Here is a 17,531-nt window from a genome sequence, read left to right as displayed (position 1 = left end):
GTGAAAAGACCAGCCCGACACGTTCGAACCGGAGGACACGATGGGTAACCCGCTGAAGAAGACCATGGTGTATCTCGGCCTCGCCGATGAAGAAGAGGTCTACGAGGAGGAGACGCAGGCACCCGCCCGCGCTCACCGCGAACGTGACCGTGACCGCGAGGAGCCGGCACCGGCCCCCGTCACGCCGCTTCGTCGCCCCGTCGCCGTCCGCCAGCCGTCTGCAGGAGCCGTGAACGAGATTCTCACCGTCCACCCGAAGCAGTACCGCGACGCCCAGCTGATCGCGGAGAGCTTCCGCGAGGGCGTCCCGGTCATCATCAACCTCTCCCAGATGAGCGACGCCGACGCGCGTCGCCTCATCGATTTCGCGAGCGGGCTCTCTCTCGGTCTCTACGGCCGTATCGAACGCGTGACCTCGAAGGTGTTCCTGCTGTCGCCGGAGAACATCGCCGTCTCGGGTCACGGGGGCATCGCACACGCAGACGCCGAGTCTGCGGGCTTCGACCAGTCGTAGCCCGTGCAGCTGGTCTCCGTTTTTGCGAGCATCGTCCATCTGGTGCTCCTCCTGTACGTCTTCGTGCTTTTCGCGCGCCTGATCCTGGACTACATCCCGATGTTCAATCGGGAGTGGCGTCCCAAGGGTTTCGGATTGGTGGCTGCCGAGGCGGTCTACACGCTCACCGATCCGCCCATCCGGTTCTTCCGGCGGATCATCCCGCCGCTGCGGATCGGTTCGCTCTCTCTTGATTTCGGGTTCACGCTCACCCTTCTGATCGTTCTGATTCTGATGAACGTCGTCGGGCTGTTCATCCGCTGAAATCCAGGCGTGTCTCCCGATCGGACCTCGACCACTTCGCCCACTCTGGGTGTCGTGACATCGCGGCGCCAATGCGCGGGGGCTATGCTGGCACCCAGGTGCGCGCCCCGGGTTCGCGCCACATCACGACCACGCCATACATCGATACTGGCAATCGAACTCATCGAAAGAGGAGCCACCCATGGCACTTACCCCGGATGACGTCGTCACCAAGCAGTTCCAGCACGTCCGCTTCAAGGACGGCTTCGACCCGGACGAGGTCGACGACTTCCTCGACGAGATCGTCATCGAGTGGCGCAAGGCCCTCGAGGAGAACGTCGAGCTGAAGGCCAAGCTGGCCGCATACGAGTCCGGTGCTGCTCCTGAAGCCGCCGCTCCCGCTGCCGCCGCCCCTGTCGCCGAGGTTCCTGCGGAGCCCGCTCCGACCGGCTCCGCCACCGCGACCGCCGGCATCATCGAACTCGCACAGCGTCTGCACGACGAGCACGTCGCCGAGGGTGAGGCGAAGCGCAACGCGCTCATCGCCGAGGCCGAGACCGAGGTCGCCCGCATCCGCACCGAGGCCGAGGCCAAGCAGCGCGAGGAGTCGGCCCGACTCGAGCGCGAGCGCAACACGCTCGAGGCTCGTATCACCGAACTCCGCAACTTCGAGCGCGACTACCGTTCGCAGCTGCGCGGCTACATCGAGGGTCAGCTCCGCGAGCTCGACGAGAAGTCGACCTCCACGGACTCGACGCCCGTTTCCGCGATCGGTCTGTAAGGCGCCCTCTTGTCAGGACGCCGTCCCCTTCGTCGGTCGGCGGCCGGTGCGGTCGTTGCGATTCTCGCAGCGCTCGTACTGGCCGCCGATCAGTTTGTGAAGCACCTCACGATCGAGAACCTTCCGTATCAGGAGCCGGTTCCGGTCCTGGGGGAGTTCCTTCAGCTGTACTACGTCCGCAATCCCGGAGCGGCGTTCTCCCTCGGGTCCGGGGTCACCTGGATCTTCACGATCGCCCTCGCCGTCGTAGCCTGCGTGATCGTCTGGAAGGCGTTCGGACTCAAGTCGCGGCTGTGGGCGGTCGTCCTCGGCTGTCTTCTGGGCGGGGTGCTCGGCAATCTGAGCGACCGTCTCCTCCGTGAGCCCGGCTTCCCGGTGGGGCATGTGGTCGACATGATCTCGATGCCGTGGATGATGCCGGCGATCTTCAATGTCGCCGACATCTTCATCGTCACGGGCATGATCTCCGTGGCTTTGCTGGTCGTCTTCGGCCTCCGTTTCGACGGCACGCGGGAGCGCGATCACGAGATCGTGGAGACCGAGGCAGAAGCCGAGGCGGCTGCCGCGGCCGCTGTCACGGGAACCGAGACCGACGACGAGATGGTCGACGCAGGCGATTCCGTGACGCTGCGTGCGTCCGATGACGATGCGCCTTCGGAGGGTGCGACTCCCGCACCCGAAGGGCGCTGACCGTGGATTCGCGGTCGCTTCCCGTCCCCGACGGTTTGGACGGTGCGCGCGTCGACGCGGCGCTGGCGAAGCTGATGGGGTTCTCCCGCACCTTCGCCGCTGACGTCGCCGCGGCCGGCGGAGTCAGACTCGACGGCGTGACGCTCGACAAGTCGGACCGTCTACGCGGTGGCGGCTGGCTCGACATCGAGTGGCAGCCGAAGGAGGCGCCGAAGATCGTTCCCATCGCGGTGCCCGAACTCGGCATCGTCTACGACGACGACGACATCATCGTGGTCGACAAGCCGACGGGCGTCGCCGCCCATCCCTCAGTCGGATGGGAAGGTCCCACGGTCGTCGGCGCTCTGGCCGCCGCAGGCTTCCGCGTCGCGACCAGCGGTGCCCAGGAACGTCAGGGTGTCGTGCACCGACTCGATGTGGGCACCAGCGGTCTGATGGTCGTGGCGAAGTCCGAGCACGCGTACACCGTCTTGAAGCAGGCCTTCAAGGACCGCACCGTCGAGAAGATCTACCACGCAGTCGTCCAGGGGCATCCCGACCCGCTCGCGGGGACGATCGATGCACCCATCGGACGTCACCCGAATCACTCCTGGAAGTTCGCGGTGGTCCCTGAAGGCAAACCCTCGGTCACGCACTACGAGACGCTGGAGGCTTTTCCCGGCGCTTCGCTGCTCGAGATCCACCTCGAGACAGGACGCACCCACCAGATCCGCGTGCACATGGCGGCGCACCGTCACCCCTGCGTCGGCGACCCGCTCTACGGAGCCGACCCGACGATGTCGGCGCGGCTGGGGCTCACCCGTCAATGGCTGCACGCGCACCAGCTCGCCTTCGCCCACCCGACGACGGGGGACTGGGTGCAGTTCGAATCCCCGTACCCCGGGGACTTCCGCCACGCATTGGATGTGCTTCGAGGCGAGTAGACCGCGCTGCGCCGACAGATGTCCGTGATGTGCGCAACACTGGGCGCATGAGCATCGAGGTTCGACCGGCGACGGTGTTCGACGACGTCGCCACGCTCGTCGGACCGAAGAACCCGTCATCGAATGTCTGCTTCTGCCTCAGCTATCGCATCGGCAGCAAAGAGAACGTGGCGCTGAAGGGGAGCGCTCGCGCCGACCGCGTGCGCGAGCTGTGCCGTCAGGACCCTCCGCCCGGTGTGGTCGCGTATCTCGACGACGAACCGGTCGGGTGGGCCGCCGTGCATCCCCGACGGGAGACGAGCTTCGCTCGAAATCGGCTGATCCCGCACATCGATGATCTCGATGTGTGGTCGCTGTGGTGCTTCCGCGTGCGCCCGGGGTACCGCAAGCAGGGCATCTCCCACGCATTGATCGACGGCGCCGTCGCGTACGCGAGGGAGCGCGGTGCGTCCGCCATCGAGGGGTATCCGGTCGACAACGGTGGGGAGAAGGTGAACCCGACCATGGCCTACGTAGGTACGCGCGCGCTTTTCGAGAGCGCAGGCTTCGTGAAGGCGGCGGATACGGGGTCGGTCCTCGACGGGTTCCCCCGGGTATTGATGAGGCTCGATCTGGGCGCCTCCACGATGTCGTCGAAGAAAGCGTGAACCGATCGACGGCGCACGGCCAATACATAGCGTGACCACAGACAGCGAGATCATCCAGCGATCTCTCCAGCAGCCGGCGGCGTTCGCCGAGCTCTTCGACAGACATGCGCGCGCGGTCAACGCGTTCGCGACATATCGGATAGGTCGGCATGCGGCCGAGCACGTCTTGAGCGAGACGTTCCTCGTCGCGTTCCGCAGACGCGCCGACTTCGACACGGACGTCGAGTCGGCGGGTCCGTGGCTTCTCGGCATCGCCTCGCGCCTTATCCGCCGGCACCGCGCGGTGGAAGCCAGGCAGTGGAGGTCCTTCGCGGCATCCATCTCTCAGCATGAGCACTCATCGCTCGGAGGTCTGGAGGATGCCTTGACGCGTGTCGATGCCGAGCGCGAGGTCGAGACGCTGAAAGCGCGTATCGCGGCCCTCGCGCCGAAGGACCGCGAGACACTGCTGCTGTACGCCTGGCAGGGGATGAGCTACGACGAGGTCGCGGCGGCACTCGGGGTTCCCGTCGGAACCGTGCGATCGCGCCTTAACCGGGTTCGCAGACGATTGGACTCCGCCCGGAGGATTCAGGCATTCGAGCAGCTCCAGCAGAAGGGAGAGACCCTTGGACGTATTTGAGAAGGTTCAGCAGACCAGGCCCGCGATCGAGGGCGAGGAGGAGAATCTCGCCGCGGCGCGTGCGCTCCTCCTGATGGAGATCCAGAGACAACGCGAGCCCGCGTCCTCGCGGGCGGCGCGGCGGCCGTGGTTCATCGCCGCCGGTGCCCTCGGCGCAGCGGCTTCGGTCACCGCGGGAGTGCTCGTGGTGAGCAGCATCACGGCTCCGGCGCCGACAGTGGAGGCCGTGCCGACCCGCGTGCCGGGGCCGGTGCTCGTGCCGAGCCCGGTTCCGTCGCCTGCCCCCACACCGATGACGGGGCCTGAGGTCCTGCTCGGGGCGGCGAATGCGGCTGCCGGCTTCACTCCTCCTGTGCTCGCTCCTGGACAGTATCTGCGACGAGCGTGGACGACCTCTACGTTGGGCCTGTTCGACCCTGAACTCGGCGTGCCAGGAATGCCCGGCTACGGTGCCTCGCGTGCGACAGCGTCGAGTGGATGGGTGATCAGTCGCAGTGGCGCCGACTATGCCCCTGCCGACCTTCGCTCCCAGTGGTACCAGGAGTGGGGATCTCCGGTTGCGGGCGGCGTCTACGGAGACCAGGCGCAGGGGCGTGCAGGGCAGGATGCGGGGATGCAGGCATACGGGCCGGCGGTCACGCTGTTCCCGTCGGATGCTCCATATCTTCCCGAGAGCGGCGCCGAAGACGTTCTATGGTTCTTCGAATCGCTGCCGCGGGATCCGGCCGCCATGGTCGTGTGGATTGACGACTACCTGGGCCCCGATACGCAGGATTGGGCTGAGGGGAAGGTCGGGTGGCTGCTCATCGGTCTGCTGTCGCAGAACGTCGGTGACCCGGAGATGCGTGCTGCGATGTATCGCGCGCTGAGCACGCTCCCGGGATCGACGGTGGGGGTGGAGCATGACGGACGACGCACCGTCACCTTCGACTCGCATCTCGCCTTCTCCGAGGTCGGGGAGAGGTCGCTACGGCGGTCCACGATGACGATCGACATGGCGACAGGGCTCGTGACGGAAACCACGGACACCAGCGAAGTGGGCGAGGGGACGATCCCGAGCGATGTTCCCGACTCCTGGATGACCTTCGAGATGAGCGTGGTCGACAGTCTGCCGTGACGGGTTTCGAACTCTCCTCGCCCTCCGGGGCAATACGTAGTGTGAGCACAGACAGCGAGATCATTCAGCGGTCGCTCGGTCAATCCCGCGCCTTCGCCGAGCTGTTCGATCGGCACGCCAGGACGGTGGGCGGCTATGCCGCTCGCCGTCTTGGTCCCGACGCGGGCGAGGACATCCTCAGTGAGACGTTCCTGGTCGCATTCGCACGACGCAAGTCGTTCGACACCGCGTGGGAGTCGGCGCTTCCGTGGCTGTACGGGATCGCGTCCCGTCTGATCAAGAAGCACCGGACCCGAGAGGCCAAGCATCTGCGATCGAGCGCGGCGGCAGCCGCGAGAGAAGGGCACATCTCGCACGGGGACCTCGACGTGACGGTCGCCCGCCTCGACGCCGAGATCTCCACCCACGAACTGGCTCCGATGATCGCGTCGCTCTCTGCCAAAGATCGCGAGACCATGCTGCTGTATGCCTGGGGGGATCTCACCTATGAAGAGTTCGCCATCGCCCTCGGGGTCCCGGTGGGGACCGTCCGATCGCGCATCAACCGAGTGCGGACGCGATTGAATCCGAGTCGTGGGAGCGGTCAGGAACGACTCGCGAACGAGAAGGAAGGAGAAGCCGATGGACGTCTTCGAGCGCGTGCGTGAGGTCAACCGGGGGGCTGGCCTGACGGAGGAGCGGATCACCGGGGCTCGTGCCAGGCTCCTGGTGGGTATCGACGCGTCCCGGAAGGCTGGCGGTTCCGCTCCGACGGCGCTGGCGAATGAGGGCTCGAGCGTGGCGTCAGAACTCGCGCATCGTGCCCGACGGCGGGCTTGGGCCGGCCTCGGTATCGGGGGTCTCGTGGCCGTAGCGGCTGCGTTCGCGATCGTGGCCGGTTCGGTTCTCGCACCGACGGTCACGCCCGATGCTGCGGCGGCCGAGGTGCTGGAGCGCGCCTCCGCGGTGACTTTCGACGCGCAGGACACGACTCTCGTTCCGGGTGAGTATCTGCGGATCGAGACCGTCGGTGAGCACCTGCAGTTCTGGAAGGCCGAGTGGGCAGATGACGACGACGAGAACACGCTCTCGTTCAACGCCTCTCGAGAGGGGAGCGACGCCGCCGTGCTGGTGCGCGATACTCGGGTGCTGTACATCCCGGCGGACCGGGATGGCGACTGGTTCTACGACTGGGGTCACTCCGAGGTCGTCGAGTCCTTCGGGGAACGGGGACCGGAGGCGGCGCGAGAATGGTCCTCCTGGCCCGGTTCCCAGGTGATCGAACATGGCACGATCGAGACACTCCCGGCCGGAGAGTACCTCGCCATCGGGGGAGACGAACCTCCGATGCCGTACCTGGCGGACCGCTACCGCCCCTTCTACGCGGAAATGCCCCGCGAGCCACAGGAATTGCTCGACTGGCTCCGCGGGCAGTCGGGGATGACGGGCGAAGACGCGGACCGCTGGCTCGTTGCGAGTCTGTCCGACCCGTCGGCGATCAATCTGATGCCGGCGGACCTGCGTTCGACGTTCTTCCTCGCGATCGCCCTGATCCCGGGATTCGAAGTGCTGGCAGACGATGGCTCGACAGCGACGCTGCGGTACGTCGTTCCCGGTCACCGGACGACGACGATGGTGATCGACACCGACCAGGGGCTCATCGACTCGATCGCGGAGGACTACGGAAGCGGCGGGCCCGCAGGTGACACCGTCGACTCCATCACGGCGGTGCACACGTCCGTCGTGGACTCCGCGCCCCGGGGGTAGCGACCTGGCAGGGAGCCCTGACACCGACCTCCGGTGTCGGGGCCCCGCCGTAGAATCGAAGGCATGGCATCCGACTCTTTCGTCCACCTGCACGTGCACAGCGAGTACTCGATGCTCGACGGTGCGGCGAAGATCAACGCGATGACCCAGGCAGCCGCCGACTACAAGATGCCGGCCATCGCGGTGACCGATCACGGCAACACCTTCGCGGCTTTCGAGTTCTACAACGCGGCGCGCAACGCGGGCATCAAGCCGATCATCGGGCTTGAGGCGTACATGACCCCCGGCACGCACCGCAGCGACAAGACGCGTGTGCAGTGGGGCTCGCCCGACCAGAAGAGCGACGACGTCTCGGGCTCCGGCGCCTACACCCACATGACCATGTGGAGCCAGAGCACCGAGGGCATGCACAACCTCTTCCGCATCAGTTCCCGGTCGAGTATGGAGGGCTACTACTTCAAGCCCCGCATGGACCGCGAACTGCTCCAGACTTATGGCAAGGGGATCATCGCGACGACGGGGTGCCCGTCGGGTGAGGTGCAGACGAGGCTCCGGCTGGGCCAGTACGACGCGGCGCGGGCGGCAGCGGCGGAGTTCCAGGACATCTTCGGCAAGGAGAACTACTTCGCCGAGATCATGGATCACGGGCTGTCGATCGAGCGGCGCGTGATGACCGATCTGCTGCGGCTCTCGAAAGACCTCAACATCCCGTTGGTCGCCACCAACGACTCGCACTACACGCATCAGCACGAGGCAGACGCGCACGAGGCGCTGCTGTGCGTGCAGTCGGGCTCGACGATGGACGACCCGAACCGGTTCAAGTTCGACGGCGACGGGTACTACATCAAGACCGCGGCCGAGATGCGCCAGCTGTTCCGCGACCACCCCGAGGCCTGCGACAACACGCTGCTGATCGCCGAGCGCTGCGAGGTCGAGTTCAACACCTCGGCCAACTACATGCCGCGCTTCCCGGTTCCCGACGGCGAGACCGAGGACAGCTGGCTCATCAAGGAGGTCGAGGCGGGCCTGCACTACCGGTATCCCGGCGGCATCCCCGACAAGGTGCGCAAGCAGGCCGAGTACGAGACCGGCATCATCCTGCAGATGGGCTTCCCCGGGTACTTCCTCGTCGTCGCCGACTTCATCAACTGGGCGAAGGACAACGGCATCCGCGTGGGGCCGGGTCGTGGCTCCGGTGCCGGCTCGATGGTCGCTTACGCGATGAAGATCACCGACCTCGACCCGCTCGAGCACGGACTCATCTTCGAGCGCTTCCTCAACCCCGACCGTGTCTCCATGCCCGACTTCGACGTCGACTTCGATGACCGGCGCCGCGGCGAGGTCATCGACTACGTCACGGAGAGGTACGGATCCGAGCGCGTCGCGCAGATCGTCACGTACGGAACGATCAAGTCAAAGCAGGCGTTGAAGGATGCCGGTCGTGTGCTCGGCTTCCCGTTCAGCATGGGGGAGCGGCTCACGAAGGCGATGCCGCCGCCCGTGATGGGCAAGGACATGCCCCTCGACGGCATGTTCGACTCGGCACACCCCCGGTACAAGGAGGCGAGCGAATTCCGCACGCTGATCGATACCGATCCCGAGGCGAAGACGGTCTTCGACCGCGCGCTGGGGCTCGAGGGTCTGAAGCGCCAGTGGGGCGTGCATGCCGCCGGCGTGATCATGTCGTCGGATCCGCTGCTCGACATCATCCCGATCATGCGACGCGAGCAGGACGGGCAGATCGTCACGCAGTTCGACTACCCGTCGTGCGAATCTCTCGGCCTGATCAAGATGGACTTCCTGGGGCTCCGCAACCTCACGATCATCTCGGATGCCCTCGACAACATCCGCACGAACCGTGGCGAAGAGCTAGATCTCGAACATCTCGGCCTCGACGACCCCGGCGTGTATCAGCTGCTCGCCCGTGGTGACACCCTGGGTGTCTTCCAGCTCGACAGTCCGCCACTGCGTTCTCTCATGCGCCTGATGAAGCCTGACAACTTCGGTGACATCTCGGCACTCATCGCCCTGTATCGACCAGGCCCCATGGGTGCCAACTCGCACACGAACTACGCGCTGCGTAAGAACGGGGTGCAGGAGATCACCCCGATCCACCCCGAGCTGGAAGCGCCGCTCGCCGAGATCCTGGAGGAGTCCTACGGGCTCATCATCTACCAGGAGCAGGTCATGGCGATCGCCCAGGCGGTCGCCGGGTTCAGCCTCGGACAGGCAGACATCCTGCGCCGCGCGATGGGCAAGAAGAAGAAGTCCGAGCTCGACAAGCAGTACGAGGGCTTCGCGGGCGGCATGACGGAGCGCGGCTTCGGTGAGGCGGCCATCAAGGCGCTGTGGGACATCCTGCTGCCGTTCTCGGACTACGCCTTCAACAAAGCGCACTCCGCCGCATACGGCCTCGTGTCGTATTGGACGGCCTACCTCAAGGCGCACTATCCCGCCGAGTACATGGCAGCGCTGCTCACCAGCGTCGGCGACTCCAAGGACAAGATGGCGCTGTACCTGAACGAGTGCCGCCGAATGGGCATCAAGGTGCTCCCGCCGGATGTGTCCGACTCGATCAACTTCTTCGCCGCCGTCGGCGACGACATCCGCTTCGGCCTGGGGGCCGTGCGCAACGTCGGCAGCAACGTCGTCGAAGGCATCGTGCAGGCCCGCAAGGATGAGCGCTTCACCTCGTTCCATCACTTCCTCGACAAAGTGCCGCTGCACGTGTCGAACAAGCGCACCATCGAATCGCTGATCAAGGCCGGAGCCTTCGACTCGATGGGCGACTCTCGTCGCGCGCTCATGGAGGTGCACGAAGATGCGGTGGAGGCGGCCGTCGACCGCAAGCGCAACGAAGCACAGGGCGCGATCGGATTCGACTTCGACAGTCTCTATGACGGCATGGACGAGGCCGCCCCGGCGAAGGTCCCCGCGCGTCCCGAGTGGGTCAAGAAGGACAAGCTCGCCTTCGAGCGCGAGATGCTCGGCCTCTATGTGTCGGACCACCCTCTGGCGGGCCTCGAGGTCCCGCTCGCGAAGCACGCATCGATCTCGATCCATGACCTCAACAACTCCGAAGACCTGCAGGACGGCGACCAGGTGACGGTGGCGGGCCTCGTGACCAGCGTGCAGCATCGTGTCGCCAAGGCGAGTGGAAACCCCTACGGCATGATCACCGTCGAGGACTTCAACGGCGAGGTCACCGTGATGTTCATGGGGAAGACCTATACCGAGTTCCAGCACACGCTGCAGCAGGACGCGATCCTCGCTGTCCGCGGGCGGGTGTCCCGGCGCGACGACGGGCTCAACCTCCATGCGCAGTCCGCATTCGCACCCGATGTGGGCTCCTTCGATGCTGCCGGCCCTCTGGCATTGGTCCTGGCCGAGCAGAGAGCAACCGAGCGCGTGATGATGGAGCTCGCGGAAGTGCTGCGACGACACAACGGCGACACCGAGGTACTGCTTCGCGTGCACCGTGGCGGCACGGCGAAGGTCTTCGAAGTGCCCATGCCGGTCAAGGTGTCCGCGGATCTGTTCGGTGACCTCAAGTCACTGCTCGGACCCACCTGCCTCGGGTGAGCGGGGTAGGATCGTGAGCCGTCGGCAGCACGACGAATCACCCCGTCGAGCCCTGTGACGAAAGGACCACGCATGAGCACGGATCTCCCCGAAGCAGAACCAGAGGACGAGGTTTTCGGCGACGATGACGGTGTCCTGTACGACGAAGAGGTCACCCCTGAGTTCGGCATCCTCGGATTCACGCTGCGGGAGCTGCTCATCGTCGGCGTCTGGCTGCTGTCGTTCGTGTTCTCGTTCTTCCCGCTGATCGGCGACCTCTCGCTGTGGAGTGTCGGCATCCAATGGGTGCTCCCGGTCGCGCTCCCGACGGTCGCGGTCTTCCTGCTGGTGCTGCGCCGATTCTCGCCCGAGGGCATCCGCCGGGTCGGTTCGCTCGGCATCGATCAGTTCGCCTCGGTCGCCTTCTCCGTGTCGGCGACGGTCTGGGCCGGCAGCCTCTGGCTCGCGATCTCCGCTGTGGTGTCCACCGGGAACTGGAGCCTCCCGTGGAACGGGGTGGCCATGGTCATCACCTCCCTGGCTCTCGTCGTCCTCACGGTCTTCGCCCCGATCATCCCGGGATTGAAGGAAGACTTCCACGGTCGCCTGGTGACTCTCGCCCACCGCAACGCGAATCCGGTGCGCCCCGTCATTGCGAGACCGCGTCCTGAACCCGTGCCGGTCCCGGAAGGCTCCGAAGAATCCGTCGACACATCCGCCTCGGCGGCATCCTCCGCCGCACCCGAGGCGCACGCCGAGAGCCCGACCGACGTCATCGCGGACGGCTCCGCGTCCCCCCTCGTCGTCGCGCTCGACGACGAGGCATCGGGTCAGCAGGCGACCGACGAGATCGCTCGTTTCGACCTGGCTGCACAGGTGCCGCTGACGGCGCACGCCTCGGGCGGCGGCATCGGCACCGAGCAGGAGAGCACCGACGAGGAGTATGTGCCGGCCTATTCGCGCCGTTCGCGTGGACAGGAGCCGGAGATCGTCTCGGACACCGGAAGCATCGAGTCCCTGCTGGAGACGGCCGCGACCTACGAGACGGGCGCGGTCGAGGAAGAGCCTGCGCCGCTGCTGCTCGAGGGCGTGACCGATGCCGATCTCGAGGCGACGAACCCGCGTGAGACCGCCGCGGTGGCACAGCCGTTCTGGATCCTCGCGCCCTCTGAGCGCGACGTCCACGACGAGCGGGGCGAACCGCTTTTCCGTATCGGTCCGAACGCCTGGGCTCTCGTGATCGAGGACCGTGGGGGTGCGTTTGTTGTCCGACATGACGACGGACGGATCGGCTACCTCCACGACATCTCCGACATCACGAAGGGCTGAAATGCGCACCATCGATCTGCGAGGGCGCGAGCTCTCGCCCGCAGGCATGCTCGCCGCAGTACCCCGGGCGACCCAGGCACGTGCCGAAGCACTCGACACCGCCGCACGCATCGTCGAGGACGTGCGTGACCGCGGCGAGGCCGCTCTTCGCGAGCAGGCCGAGCGTTTCGACGCGGTCACGGACCACGCCGTGCGGGTGCCCGCCGAGCACATCACCACGGCTCTCGCGGAGCTCGCTCCCGAGGTGCGCAGCGCGCTCGAGGAGGCCATCCGCCGAGTCCGTCTCGCGTCCGCCGCGCAGGTCCCCGCCACACAGGTCACCAGGATCGGCGAGGGAGCAGTCATCACGCAGCGTTGGCAACCGGTCCACCGTGTGGGCGTGTACATTCCCGGCGGCAAGGCCGTCTACCCGTCGAGCGTGATCATGAACGTCGTCCCCGCGCAGGTCGCCGGCGTCCAGGAGATCGCCCTGGCTTCGCCGCCGCAGGCAGATCAGGGTGGAAGAATCCACCCGACCATCCTCGCGGCAGCAGCGCTGCTGGGTGTGACCGAGGTGTACGCGATGGGCGGCGCCGGCGCGATCGGCGCCCTGGCGTACGGCGTGCCGTCGCTCGGCCTCGATCCGGTCGATGTCGTGTCCGGGCCGGGCAACAACTATGTCGCGTCGGCCAAACGTGCCGTCGCCGGCGTCGTCGGCACGGACTCGGAAGCCGGGGCGACGGAGATCCTCGTGGTCGCCGATGCACACGCGGATCCGCGTCTCATCGCCGCCGACCTCGTGAGCCAGGCCGAGCACGATGAGCAGGCGTCCGCCGTGCTTGTCACCGACGCGGCCGAGCTCGCAGAACAGGTCGCCGTCGAGGTGCAGCGGATCGCCGCGATCACCCGGCACAGCGAACGCGTCGCCGCCGCGCTGTCGGGGCCTCAGTCCGCCATCGTCCTCGTCGACGACAGGGCCATGGCCACGGCGTTCAGCAACGCCTATGCGCCGGAGCACCTCGAACTGCACCGCGTGGATGCCGAAGAGGCGGCCGCCGACTTCACCAGCGCCGGAGCCGTCTTCGTCGGCGACCAGACGCCGGTGAGCCTCGGTGACTACATGGCGGGCAGCAATCACGTGCTGCCGACCGGGGGACAGGCTCGCTATGCTCCCGGGCTCGGCTCGTACACCTTCCTTCGACCGCAGCAGGTGATCTCCTACGACAGGGCTGCGCTGGCGGCCGTGCGCGCCGGGGTCGTCGCCCTCGCCGACACCGAGGTGCTTCCCGCGCACGGTGAAGCGATCGAGGCCCGTTTCACCGCGTAGGATCGGTCAGATGCACTGCCCCTTCTGTCGACACCCCGACTCCCGCGTCATCGATTCACGCACGAGCGACGACGGGCTCTCGATCAGGCGTCGTCGACAGTGCCCGGAGTGCGGCGGCCGTTTCACGACGACCGAGACCGCGAGTCTCAACGTGATCAAGCGTTCCGGTGTGATGGAGCCGTTCAGTCGGGAGAAGGTCATCACGGGTGTGCGGAAGGCCTGCCAAGGACGCCCGGTGACGGAGGGCGACCTCGCGGTGCTCGCACAGCGCGTGGAGGAGGCCGTCCGACAGACAGGGGTGTCGCAGCTCGACACCAACGAGATCGGTCTCGCCATCCTCGGTCCGCTGCGTGACCTCGATGAGGTCGCGTTCCTGCGCTTCGCCAGTGTCTACCAGGCCTTCGACTCGCTCGAGGATTTCGAGGCCGCGATCACAGATCTGCGCGCCGACCACACGAAGCGGGAGTCCGAGGAGCGGTAATCTGGCAGGGATGTATCCGCTGCTCTTCCGCGCTGTCCTCTCGCGCTTCGATCCCGAGTTCGCCCACCACGCCGGTATGGCGGTGATCCGCGTGCTCGGTGTGCCTCCGTTCTCGTGGGCCACGCGCGCGATCACGCGCCCTAACCCGTCGCTGCGCGTCGAGGCGCTCGGTCTCACCTTCCCCTCGCCGTTCGGCGTCGCCGCGGGCTTCGACAAGAACGCGGTCGGCGTGCGAGGACTCGCCGCTCTCGGCTTCGGACATGTGGAAGTCGGCACCGTGACCGCGATCGCGCAGGAGGGGAACCCGAGGCCGCGGCTTTTCCGTCTCATCGCGGATCGCGCCGTGATCAATCGGATGGGCTTCAACAACGCCGGAGCGGATGCGGCGGCGCGCAGGCTCGCCCGCCTGCGGCGCGGCGCGCCTGACACGATCATCGGGGTCAACATCGGCAAGAGCCGCGTGGTCGAGGTCGAGGATGCGACAGCGGACTACGTGGCCTCGGCGACGCGGCTCGCTCCGCTCGCCGACTACCTGGCCGTGAACGTGTCGTCGCCGAACACTCCGGGTCTGCGAGGACTGCAAGCGGTGGAGACGCTGGCTCCGCTGCTGCGCGCCGTTCGAGAGGCTTCCGGCGCCACACCGCTGCTCGTCAAGATCGCACCGGATCTTTCCGACGAGGAGATCACGGCGATCGCCCAGATGTCCGTCGCTGAGGGACTCGCGGGAATCATCGCGCACAACACCACCATCAGCCGAGACGGTCTGCTCACGGATCCCGCGACGGTCGAGGCTGCAGGCGCGGGAGGACTGTCCGGTGCACCGCTGAAGAAGCGCTCGCTCGAAGTCCTTCGCGTCGTGCGCGAAGCCGTTCCCGCCGACTTCTGCGTGATCGCCGTCGGGGGAGTGGAGACGCCATCCGACGTGCAGGAGCGCCTTGCGGCCGGTGCGACCCTCGTGCAGGGCTACACCGCTTTCCTGTACCGCGGCCCGTTCTGGGGCCGGGAGATCAACAGGGGACTGATCAGTCGGGGTACTGGCCGCGCTTGACCTGCGGCTTCGGCAGACGCATGAATCGCATCTGCAGGGCGCGCATCGCGGCGTACCAGCCCAGACCGCGCTCGAGACGCTCCTTGCCGAACTTCGCCGCGGCCTTGCGCTTGACGCGCATGCCGAGCAGGATCATGCCGCCGATCGCGATGACGAGGTAACCCATCATCACGATGTACGCGTAGAACGAGATGACCGTGTTCGCCGGCACCAGCGAGGCGAGGATGACCAGGACCATCACTCCCATCACGAACTCGGCCGGGTGCCAGCCCGCATCCACGTAGTCGCGGACCCAGCGGCGCTGCGGGCCCTTGTCGCGGACCGGGAGGTACTTCTCCTCGCCGGCGGCCATGCCGGCCTGCGCTCGTGCGCGACGCTCGTTGAGCTCCGCCTTCGCGGCCGCCTTCGCCTCCTTGGTGTTGGCGACCAGGGGGCGGCGACGAGCTGCCTCCTGCTCCGCACGGGTCGGCGTCGCGCGCCCCTTGCCGACGGCAGTCGTCTCGGGGGTGTCGTCGTTCGTGGAAGGGGAGGTAGGGGTAGTGGACACGGAGTTCCTCGGTTCGCCGGCGGGGGATCACCTTAAGATTACTCGCATGACCTCTCCTGTTCCTCCCCGTGAGTCCGATGCCGCCGTCCTCGAGGCGGTGGCGACCGGGATCCCGTCATCGCTGTCGGGCCTCGGCCACCTCGTGCGCATTCCGGGGATGGCCTGGCCCGCGTTCGATCAGACCCAGCTGGAGCGCAGCGCGGAAGCCGTGGCCGCGCTGGCGTCGGGCACCGGAGTCTTCGACGAGGTGCGCGTCCTCCGCGCCGCGATTCCCGGCACCGACGAGCAGGGGCAGCCGGCCGTCCTCGCCACGCGCGCGGCCCGCAACGGCAAGCCCACGATCCTTCTGTACGCGCACCACGACGTGCAGCCTCCGGGAGACGATGCCCTCTGGGAGACCCCGCCGTTCGAGCCGACGGTGCGCGACGGGCGTCTCTACGGGCGCGGTGCGGCCGACGACAAGGCCGGCATCATGTCGCATATCGCCTCGATCCGCGCGGTGAGCGAGGTGCTCGGCGATGACCTCGACCTCGGCATCGCGATGTTCATCGAAGGGGAGGAGGAGTACGGGTCCCGTTCGTTCGCCCAGTTCCTCTCCGACAACAAGGATGCTCTCCGCGCCGACGCCATCGTCGTGGCCGACTCGGGCAACTGGGACTCCGTGACTCCCGGTCTCACCGTCTCCCTCCGCGGCAACGCCCGGTTCACGATGCGCGTGCGCACCCTGGACCACGCCTCGCACTCCGGAATGTTCGGCGGCGCCGTGCCCGACGCGATGATGGCGACCGTCACGCTGCTGTCCACGCTGTGGAACGCCGACGGCTCGGTGGCGGTCGAGGGTATGACCGAGCGCGACGCCCCCACCCCCGACTACACCGAGGAGACGCTGCGGGACGAAGCAGGACTCCTTCCCGGCACTACTCCCATCGGGGACGGCAGCATCCTCAGCCGGATCTGGAACAAGCCGTCGGTCACGGTGATCGGGATCGACGCCACCAGCGTGGCGGCAGCCTCCAATACGCTGCTCCCCGAAGTCACCGTCGTGATCAGTGCTCGCGTGGCTCCTGGCCAGAGCGGCCAGGACGCATACGAGGCCTTGGAGCGCCACCTCCGCGCGCACGCACCTTTCGGTGCCCAGCTCACCTTCTCGGATGTCGACCTCGGCGACGGTTTCCTCGTGGACACCAGCGGCTGGGCGGTCGCGCTGACCCGGGACGCGATGCGCGACGGGTACGGGGTGCCTCCGGTGGACCTGGGCGTGGGTGGATCGATCCCGTTCATCGCCGACCTGGTGCGGGAATTCCCCGCTGCACAGATCCTCGTCACTGGTGTCGAGGACCCGCATTCGCGCGCGCACAGCCCGAATGAGTCGCTGCACCTCGACACCTTCCGCCACGCGGTCGCGACCGAGGCGCTGCTGCTCGCTCGCATGAATGCCGCAGAACTCTGAGCCTCACAGCATCTGCGGCGGTAGAATCATCCGAGAAGCCGTGCACCTGCGGCCCGTCACAAGGAGCGACATGAGCGACACCACACTCTCCCCAGAGACCACCCGCGCACACGGCGTCACCCTGACCGACGCTGCTGCCACGAAGGTGAAGAACCTCCTCGAGCAGGAAGGCCGCGACGACCTGCGTCTGCGTGTCGCCGTGCAGCCGGGCGGATGCTCGGGCCTGATCTACCAGCTGTACTTCGACGAGCGCTATCTCGAGGGCGACGAGACGGTCGACTTCGACGGCGTCGAGGTGATCATCGACAACATGAGCGTCCCGTACCTCGACGGTGCGGCGATCGACTTCAAGGACACGATCTCCGAGCAGGGGTTCACGATCGACAACCCCAATGCAGCGGGCAGCTGCGCCTGCGGCGACAGCTTCCACTGATCCTCGCTCTGCCGACTCGGCCGCCGTCACCATCGGTGACGGCGGCCGTTCTGG

At 66.8% G+C, this 17,531-nt stretch carries 18 protein-coding genes; 17 read left to right on the top strand and 1 reads right to left on the bottom strand.

Annotated elements, in window-relative coordinates; all coding sequences use genetic code 11:
* Positions 1 to 40: 40 nt before the first annotated feature.
* The 15 genes from KY497_RS13855 (at position 41) to KY497_RS13785 (ending at position 15,047) form a co-directional block, all read left to right on the top strand.
* Positions 41 to 514: a cell division protein SepF gene (locus KY497_RS13855; protein WP_017830233.1), complete on the top strand. Its 474-nt coding sequence runs from the start codon at positions 41 to 43 to the stop codon at positions 512 to 514.
* Between the two features lie 3 nt (positions 515 to 517).
* A complete protein-coding gene (locus tag KY497_RS13850; protein WP_141386191.1) occupies positions 518 to 817 on the top strand; it encodes a YggT family protein in 300 nt (99 codons plus the stop codon).
* Between the two features lie 181 nt (positions 818 to 998).
* Complete coding sequence (locus tag KY497_RS13845) at positions 999 to 1,577, top strand: DivIVA domain-containing protein (RefSeq protein WP_219869285.1); 579 nt, start codon at positions 999 to 1,001, stop codon at positions 1,575 to 1,577.
* A 9-nt stretch (positions 1,578 to 1,586) separates the two neighbouring features.
* The gene (gene lspA, locus KY497_RS13840) at positions 1,587 to 2,267 is read left to right on the top strand and encodes a signal peptidase II (RefSeq protein ID WP_258185702.1); all 681 of its coding nucleotides are present in this window, start codon (positions 1,587 to 1,589) and stop codon (positions 2,265 to 2,267) included.
* Positions 2,268 to 2,269: 2 nt separating this feature from the next.
* A complete protein-coding gene (locus KY497_RS13835; protein ID WP_218682910.1) occupies positions 2,270 to 3,190 on the top strand; it encodes an RluA family pseudouridine synthase in 921 nt (306 codons plus the stop codon).
* Positions 3,191 to 3,237: 47 nt separating this feature from the next.
* Complete coding sequence (locus tag KY497_RS13830) at positions 3,238 to 3,837, top strand: GNAT family N-acetyltransferase (RefSeq protein WP_219869284.1); 600 nt, start codon at positions 3,238 to 3,240, stop codon at positions 3,835 to 3,837.
* A 31-nt stretch (positions 3,838 to 3,868) separates the two neighbouring features.
* Positions 3,869 to 4,459 (top strand): RNA polymerase sigma factor, encoded by a 591-nt coding sequence (locus tag KY497_RS13825; protein ID WP_219869283.1) that lies wholly within the window; start codon positions 3,869 to 3,871, stop codon positions 4,457 to 4,459.
* The gene (locus KY497_RS13820) at positions 4,446 to 5,576 is read left to right on the top strand and encodes a hypothetical protein (RefSeq protein WP_219869282.1); all 1,131 of its coding nucleotides are present in this window, start codon (positions 4,446 to 4,448) and stop codon (positions 5,574 to 5,576) included. Before KY497_RS13825 ends, KY497_RS13820 begins: the two co-directional genes overlap by 14 nt.
* 41 nt (positions 5,577 to 5,617) lie before the next feature.
* Positions 5,618 to 6,223 carry an RNA polymerase sigma factor gene (locus KY497_RS13815; RefSeq protein WP_219869281.1) on the top strand — a complete coding sequence of 202 codons (606 nt, stop codon included), beginning with the start codon at positions 5,618 to 5,620 and terminating at the stop codon, positions 6,221 to 6,223.
* Positions 6,198 to 7,322 carry a hypothetical protein gene (locus KY497_RS13810; protein WP_218682285.1) on the top strand — a complete coding sequence of 375 codons (1,125 nt, stop codon included), beginning with the start codon at positions 6,198 to 6,200 and terminating at the stop codon, positions 7,320 to 7,322. The genes KY497_RS13815 and KY497_RS13810 overlap by 26 nt, the downstream gene beginning before the upstream one ends.
* Before the next feature lie 63 nt (positions 7,323 to 7,385).
* A complete protein-coding gene (gene dnaE / locus KY497_RS13805) occupies positions 7,386 to 10,904 on the top strand; it encodes a DNA polymerase III subunit alpha (RefSeq protein ID WP_219869280.1) in 3,519 nt (1,172 codons plus the stop codon).
* A 72-nt stretch (positions 10,905 to 10,976) separates the two neighbouring features.
* Positions 10,977 to 12,212, top strand: a complete 1,236-nt coding sequence (locus KY497_RS13800; protein WP_218682283.1) for a hypothetical protein — start codon at positions 10,977 to 10,979, stop codon at positions 12,210 to 12,212.
* A gap of 1 nt (position 12,213) precedes the next feature.
* The gene (gene hisD / locus KY497_RS13795; protein WP_219869279.1) at positions 12,214 to 13,518 is read left to right on the top strand and encodes a histidinol dehydrogenase; all 1,305 of its coding nucleotides are present in this window, start codon (positions 12,214 to 12,216) and stop codon (positions 13,516 to 13,518) included.
* A 10-nt stretch (positions 13,519 to 13,528) separates the two neighbouring features.
* A complete protein-coding gene (gene nrdR, locus KY497_RS13790; RefSeq protein WP_017830243.1) occupies positions 13,529 to 13,999 on the top strand; it encodes a transcriptional regulator NrdR in 471 nt (156 codons plus the stop codon).
* Between the two features lie 10 nt (positions 14,000 to 14,009).
* Complete coding sequence (locus tag KY497_RS13785) at positions 14,010 to 15,047, top strand: quinone-dependent dihydroorotate dehydrogenase (RefSeq protein ID WP_219869278.1); 1,038 nt, start codon at positions 14,010 to 14,012, stop codon at positions 15,045 to 15,047.
* Here the strand turns inward: KY497_RS13785 and KY497_RS13780 are convergent.
* Positions 15,022 to 15,594, bottom strand: coding sequence for a DUF3043 domain-containing protein (locus tag KY497_RS13780; protein ID WP_017830245.1), 573 nt, complete (start codon positions 15,592 to 15,594; stop codon positions 15,022 to 15,024). The two genes, KY497_RS13785 and KY497_RS13780, sit on opposite strands and share 26 nt — an antisense overlap.
* 46 nt (positions 15,595 to 15,640) lie before the next feature.
* Between KY497_RS13780 and KY497_RS13775 the strand changes: the two genes are divergently transcribed.
* Both KY497_RS13775 and erpA read left to right on the top strand, forming a co-directional pair.
* The gene (locus tag KY497_RS13775) at positions 15,641 to 17,044 is read left to right on the top strand and encodes a dipeptidase (RefSeq protein WP_219869277.1); all 1,404 of its coding nucleotides are present in this window, start codon (positions 15,641 to 15,643) and stop codon (positions 17,042 to 17,044) included.
* Between the two features lie 70 nt (positions 17,045 to 17,114).
* Complete coding sequence (gene erpA / locus KY497_RS13770) at positions 17,115 to 17,477, top strand: iron-sulfur cluster insertion protein ErpA (protein WP_017830247.1); 363 nt, start codon at positions 17,115 to 17,117, stop codon at positions 17,475 to 17,477.
* The last annotated feature ends 54 nt before the right edge of the window (positions 17,478 to 17,531 follow it).

The organism is Microbacterium sp. PAMC22086 (genome assembly GCF_019443525.1).
In the GTDB taxonomy this organism is placed as follows: Bacteria; Actinomycetota; Actinomycetes; order Actinomycetales; family Microbacteriaceae; genus Microbacterium; species Microbacterium maritypicum.
The sequence above is the reverse complement of the archived record's forward strand: the minus strand, read 5'-3'. Positions and strand labels throughout refer to the sequence as shown.